This is a genomic window from Pontimicrobium sp. MEBiC01747, from assembly GCF_053601635.1.
This window is the reverse complement of record NZ_JBSHNS010000021.1, coordinates 1-5,289: the sequence shown is the minus strand read 5'-3', so window position 1 is coordinate 5,289 and position 5,289 is coordinate 1. Positions and strand designations below refer to the sequence as shown.

The 5,289-nt window shown below is 28.4% G+C and carries 6 protein-coding genes; 1 reads left to right on the top strand and 5 read right to left on the bottom strand.

Annotation, left to right across the window (positions count from 1 at the left end):
• Positions 1 to 236: 236 nt before the first annotated feature.
• Together ACVC2P_RS00200 and xerD are read right to left on the bottom strand one after the other, a co-directional pair.
• The gene (locus ACVC2P_RS00200; RefSeq protein WP_452596473.1) at positions 237 to 1,415 is read right to left on the bottom strand and encodes a sensor histidine kinase; all 1,179 of its coding nucleotides are present in this window, start codon (positions 1,413 to 1,415) and stop codon (positions 237 to 239) included.
• 115 nt (positions 1,416 to 1,530) lie between these two features.
• Complete coding sequence (gene xerD, locus ACVC2P_RS00195; protein ID WP_452596472.1) at positions 1,531 to 2,427, bottom strand: site-specific tyrosine recombinase XerD; 897 nt, start codon at positions 2,425 to 2,427, stop codon at positions 1,531 to 1,533.
• A gap of 305 nt (positions 2,428 to 2,732) precedes the next feature.
• Between xerD and ACVC2P_RS00190 the strand changes: the two genes are divergently transcribed.
• Entirely contained in the window at positions 2,733 to 3,323 is a 591-nt protein-coding gene (locus ACVC2P_RS00190; RefSeq protein ID WP_452596471.1) for an outer membrane beta-barrel protein, read from the top strand.
• Positions 3,324 to 3,418: 95 nt separating this feature from the next.
• Here ACVC2P_RS00190 and ACVC2P_RS00185 read toward each other — a convergent pair whose 3' ends face one another.
• The 3 genes from ACVC2P_RS00185 to ACVC2P_RS00175 form a co-directional block, all read right to left on the bottom strand.
• Positions 3,419 to 3,964 carry an RsmD family RNA methyltransferase gene (locus tag ACVC2P_RS00185; protein ID WP_452596470.1) on the bottom strand — a complete coding sequence of 182 codons (546 nt, stop codon included), beginning with the start codon at positions 3,962 to 3,964 and terminating at the stop codon, positions 3,419 to 3,421.
• Entirely contained in the window at positions 3,964 to 4,809 is an 846-nt protein-coding gene (locus tag ACVC2P_RS00180; protein ID WP_452596469.1) for a DUF3822 family protein, read from the bottom strand. The genes ACVC2P_RS00185 and ACVC2P_RS00180 overlap by 1 nt, the downstream gene beginning before the upstream one ends.
• Positions 4,769 to 5,289: hypothetical protein (locus ACVC2P_RS00175; RefSeq protein ID WP_452596468.1), on the bottom strand; the 521-nt coding region annotated here is incomplete at its 5' end. The genes ACVC2P_RS00180 and ACVC2P_RS00175, both read right to left, overlap by 41 nt.

Below are 5,289 nucleotides of genomic sequence, written 5' to 3'. Positions count from 1 at the left end.
CCCATACACCTATATTTGAGTTCTCTAAGGCAAATTGCCATTTTAATTTTTGAAGCTCATCATCCTCATATAGTTTATCTCTTTCAATCATTTAATTTTGTTTTGGTAAATAGCACATTTACAACATAAACCAAAATTATTTTTTAAACATTATATCATGTTTTTTTTAGATTATTTATAATGCTCAATCGATAATAGTCAAAAAAAACAGATGAAATACAGTTTAATTGACCTCTTTATGTTGGATTCTTTTTATTAGGAATGGTAATTATAAAACTAGTGCCTACATCAACAACACTTGCTAAATCTATAGTGCCGCCAAGAGATTCTAATTGGCTTTTTATAAGGTATAAACCAACGCCTTCTGAGTTTTGATTTGTATGAAAAGTTTTATATAAACCAAAAATGTCTTTTCCAAATTTATTAAGGTTAACTCCTAAACCATTATCTGTTATTTTTATAACAATATTTTCGTTGTAAGTTGTAGATTTAATTTCTATTATTGGGTCTCTTTCTGGATGTTTGTATTTTATAGCATTAGTCATTAAATTTTGAATAATACTTTCCATATAAGCAGGACTAAAAAAGACTTCTAAATCATTATCAATGTTATTTATTATAGAGGTGTTACTCTCTTTAATAACAACTTCTAATAAGTTTATAGCGCGCTTTACGTACCTATTAATATTTATTTTTTCTATATTAATTTCTTTTTTAGCCTCAACAGATACAACTTGACTTAAGTTAGAAATTGTGGTGCCTAAAGATTTGGATAGCGTTTTTAAATAGCTTATTAATTCTTCTTTATCGTCATCATTTTGGGCTTCATCATAAAAAGTTAAAAGGCTTTCAAAGTTTCCAGCGTGTTCTTTAAGGTTGTGGGTTACTATATGCGCAAAATTTTGTAGCTTTTTATTTTGCTTAGTAACTGTATCTATTGTTTTATTTATTTTTTCCTCATTAAGCACACGGGTAGTAATGTCTGTATGTGTACCTATAATACGTATAGCTTTACCATCTTTATCTTTTTCTATTATCCTTCCCTTATCAAAAATCCATTTATAACTCCCATCGTTGCATAAAACACGGTGTTGATTTTCGTATATAGGATGAATACCATTTAAATGATTTTGAAAATCTTGAAAATACTTTTGTCTATCGTCTGGATGAACTCTATTATTCCAATCTTGAGAATTGGAACCAAAAGTGTTACCATCATTGTCTGTGTAACCTAGAATTGCTTTTGATTCTTTTGAAAAAAAAACACGGTCTTGATTATCTGTATTGTCCCAACTCCAAATACCTATATTGGAATTTTCTAAAGCAAATTTCCATTTTAGTTTTTCAAATTGTTCTATACTATAATTCGTTTCAGAACTATTAATATTGTATTCATTTTCTTTTAGTCGTTCCATTATAATTTTGCACATTTACGGGAAACTAACACTCTATTAATCTAATATAAAAAGATTATAAGCAGGGCTAAATTTAGTAAAAATAGATTAAATGCACTAAAAAACAGATTAAATACTATTTTCGAGGATGGTAATTATGCATTACATCTTTTAAGTGACTTTTATCTAAGTGCATATAAATTTCTGTCGTTGTTATGCTTTCATGGCCTAACATTAGCTGTATAGCTCTTAAATCTGCACCATTTTCTAGTAAATGAGTTGCAAAAGAATGTCTAAATGTATGTGGAGAAATGACTTTTTCTAAATTTATTTTAACAGCTAATTGTTTAATTATAGTAAAAATCATAGCTCTGGTTAGCTGTTTTCCGCGTCTATTTAAAAATAAAGTATCTTTAAATTCTTCAGGAACATCCATATGTGTTCTAATTTCCTTCCTATATATAGTAATATATTTTTGTGTGGCTTCTACTATAGGAACAAAACGTTGTTTGTCTCCCTTTCCTGTTACTTTAATAAAGCCTTCATCAAAATATAAATCTGATATTTTTAAATTAGTTAATTCACTAACTCTTAGTCCGCAACTGTAAAGTAACTCTAATATGGCACGATTGCGTTCTCCTTGAGGTTTGCTTAAATCTATTGCATTAATAAGAGCGTTTATTTCTTTTACAGAAAGTGTATCGGGTAGTTTTCTCCCTATTTTAGGAGAGTCTATAGTATCTAAAGGGTTAGAATCTCTATAATCCTCGAACACCAAATAGTTAAAGAAACCTTTTAAACCAGATATTATTCTAGATTGAGTTCTTGCATTAACTGTATTTGCTATATTATAAATAAAATGTTGTATTGTGCCTTTAGAAATGGTAATTGGGGTTTCTTTTATTTCGTTTTCTTTTAAATAGGATATTAGCTTCTTTATATCGAAACTATAATTATCTATTGAATTTTGAGATAAACCTCTTTCTATTTTTAGATAGAACTTATAATCTTTAAGTGCATTGTCCCATTTCATGAAACAAATATATTGTTTAAGAGTACTCCTTCAAAATTTTGTTATACAAGTTATTTATGTAATAACTTAAATGAATTGTATAATACAATATGAATATAAAGAAGGTGTTTTTATGCTAAAATACTTTTCCAAGCTAATACCTAAATAGGTGTGGTTTTTGTGAAAAACATAACTTTAACATTTCTTTATGTACTGTTAATCAGTTAGTTATTGTTTTAAGGTTGTTTTTTTACGTTTTTTCTTGTAGAAATAGAAAAGAGAGCGTAATTTTGCGCCCTCAAAAGAACTAAAAACTTTGATCAATTATGAAAAAATTATTATTATTAGCTGCAGTAGCAGTATTTGGATTAACTAGTGTTAATGCTCAAGAGGAAACAAAAACTGGTGGATTTGCAAAAGGTGATCTTTACGCAAGTGGTACTGTTGGTTACAATAGCTTTTCTCAAGGAGATGTAGATAGCAACGAGCTTACTTTCGCTCCTTCTGTTGGTTACTTTGTAAGTGACAATATCGCTGTTGAATTAGGAGTTACTGTTGGATCTGGTGAAGATACAGCTAAAACAAAAACTAACACTTTTGGTGGTAGCTTAGGAGCTACTTACTTCTTTACTCCAGCTGACCAATTTTCTTTCACTTTAGGTGCAGGTGTTGCTTACAACTCTACTAAAGTTGAATTAGATGGTGCTACAAACGATACAAAAGTTAACGCTTTTGCAGTAGCAGTTGCTCCAGGAGTAAACTATTTTGTATCTAACTGTTTCGCTTTAAGAGCATCTATTGGTGCATTATCTTACACAAGCGCTAAAGCAGATGTTGATGGTGCAGAAGCAGCAAACAACTTTGGTTTAAACTTAGATTTATCTGATATTAACTTTGGAATTACTTACAAGTTCTAATTTTAATAAATAGTAACATAAAAAAAGCCGAAGTATTATATACTTCGGCTTTTTTGTGCTCTATATTTTTTAATTAATTAATCTTCTTGTGCTTCTTACTCATTTTCAAGATCGAAAAAGCTAAACATATTACCACCATAGCCTTTTGAATGACTGTAATTTGGTAAATGTGACAAATCGGTATGTTTAGAATGCTCAATTATTAGCCAGCCATTATCCTCTAATAAGTTATTCTCAAAAATTAAAGCTGGAATTTTAGAAAACTCTTCGACAGAAAAATCATAAGGAGGGTCTGCAAAAATAATAGTAGATTTTAAACTGGTTTTTTCTAAAAAATTGTAAACATTACTTTTAATGGTATGTATAGGCATGTCAAAACTACTAGCCGTTTCGTTTATAAACTTTATGCAACCATAATCTTGGTCTACACAAGTAATTTGTTCTGTTCCTCTAGAGGCAAACTCGTAACTTATATTACCTGTTCCTGCAAATAAATCTAAAACAGAAATCTCATCAAAGTAATAATTATTATTTAAAATATTAAATAAAGATTCCTTAGCCATATCTGTGGTTGGGCGAACGGGTAATTTTTTTGGAGCAGAAATTTTTCTACCCTTATATTTTCCTGAAATTATGCGCATTATAAGCTTTTTATAAGTGTAAAATCTGAATAACTAGTACTTGGTAACTCTGTATAGTTATAAGTGTCGTAACGGTTTCCAAAACTAACATTTCTAATGTATTTATATACTACATCATAGAGTTTATGTTCTTTACTAATGTCACCAATAAAGATTAAGTCTATTAATTCTGGATTATAATTAAGCTGTTCTATAGTAAACAGGATATAGTAAATAAAATCATCCTCAGTATTATAATTAAAAGTATTATAAAGTATTAGATCACCAGAATCTATTGCGATAATTTCAAAATGTGTTTTTGCTACATTAACATATAGTTTCGATGTTTTACTATGTTTTTCTATACTTAGTATATGCTCTATTAATACACTAGAAAAGTGTTTGTATTCAAAACTACCAAAAGTATCATATATATAATTATTTATGTTTATGTATGGTATATAAACATTAACACTATCATTAATAAGTAACTCATCAAAAGTTATAAAATCTGTTTTTAAAATTTTAGTATTTAACTTTAAGTAGTCTGCAATTGCGTTTTCGTTAAATAAAGCTTTTGGTACAAGAGTAGATAATTCATTAACATGTATAACTGTAACTTTACTAAATTTTTCATGTAAAGTTTGCTCTGTATTAAAGAGGTGTTTTAACGTGTCTAAAAGCTCAAAAGGGGTTTGTTTTTTTACTACAGCTATGTGTTTTAGAGTAGTAATGGTATTGGTTTCTGTATTTAGAATACAAAAAGAAAGTCCATTCAAACTAATTTGAATGGACAGTTCTTTATTAAGTATATCTTGTATAGAATTATTGCTTTTTAGTGTCATAAAGTTTTGGCCAGTTTCCATTGGTTTTAACTTCTTCCATAGAACCAATTCTAATCGCATCACCATTAATTTCATCTACTGAAAATGCTTTGTTTTCTTCAGCAACATAATCTTCATTTTGGTCATGTAATATATCCTTTTTAAGAACGAAAGCTTCAAAAACAGGAATTTTATCATCATCATCTTCTCCAAATTCACCTGCATTCATAGTAAACTCAAAATTTTCCTTTGCAAAAGGTACATATCTCATTTTTTTATAACGATCAGATGTTTTAAATAATGAATCTTTTACAGGAACAAAACCTAATGTATCTATAATTGTAATCTCATCAGTATATTCAATTCCTCCGTATAATTTTGTTTTTTCTTCATCTATAATAGTGGAGTCTCTTCTTTCAATTAATGTGAATTTTCCATTTTCTATAAAATGAACTAAACTATCATGATTGTTAGTGTATTTACCATTAACTTCTCTGTAAGCTAATTGAGCGTCTCTAATAT

Coding starts and splice junctions, on each gene's coding strand:
- ACVC2P_RS00200 (WP_452596473.1), bottom strand. CDS start 1,415: ATGGAACGACTAAAAGAAAATGAATACAATATTAATAGTTCTGAAACG.
- xerD (WP_452596472.1), bottom strand. CDS start 2,427: ATGAAATGGGACAATGCACTTAAAGATTATAAGTTCTATCTAAAAATA.
- ACVC2P_RS00190 (WP_452596471.1), top strand. CDS start 2,733: ATGAAAAAATTATTATTATTAGCTGCAGTAGCAGTATTTGGATTAACT.
- ACVC2P_RS00185 (WP_452596470.1), bottom strand. CDS start 3,964: ATGCGCATAATTTCAGGAAAATATAAGGGTAGAAAAATTTCTGCTCCA.
- ACVC2P_RS00180 (WP_452596469.1), bottom strand. CDS start 4,809: ATGGAAACTGGCCAAAACTTTATGACACTAAAAAGCAATAATTCTATA.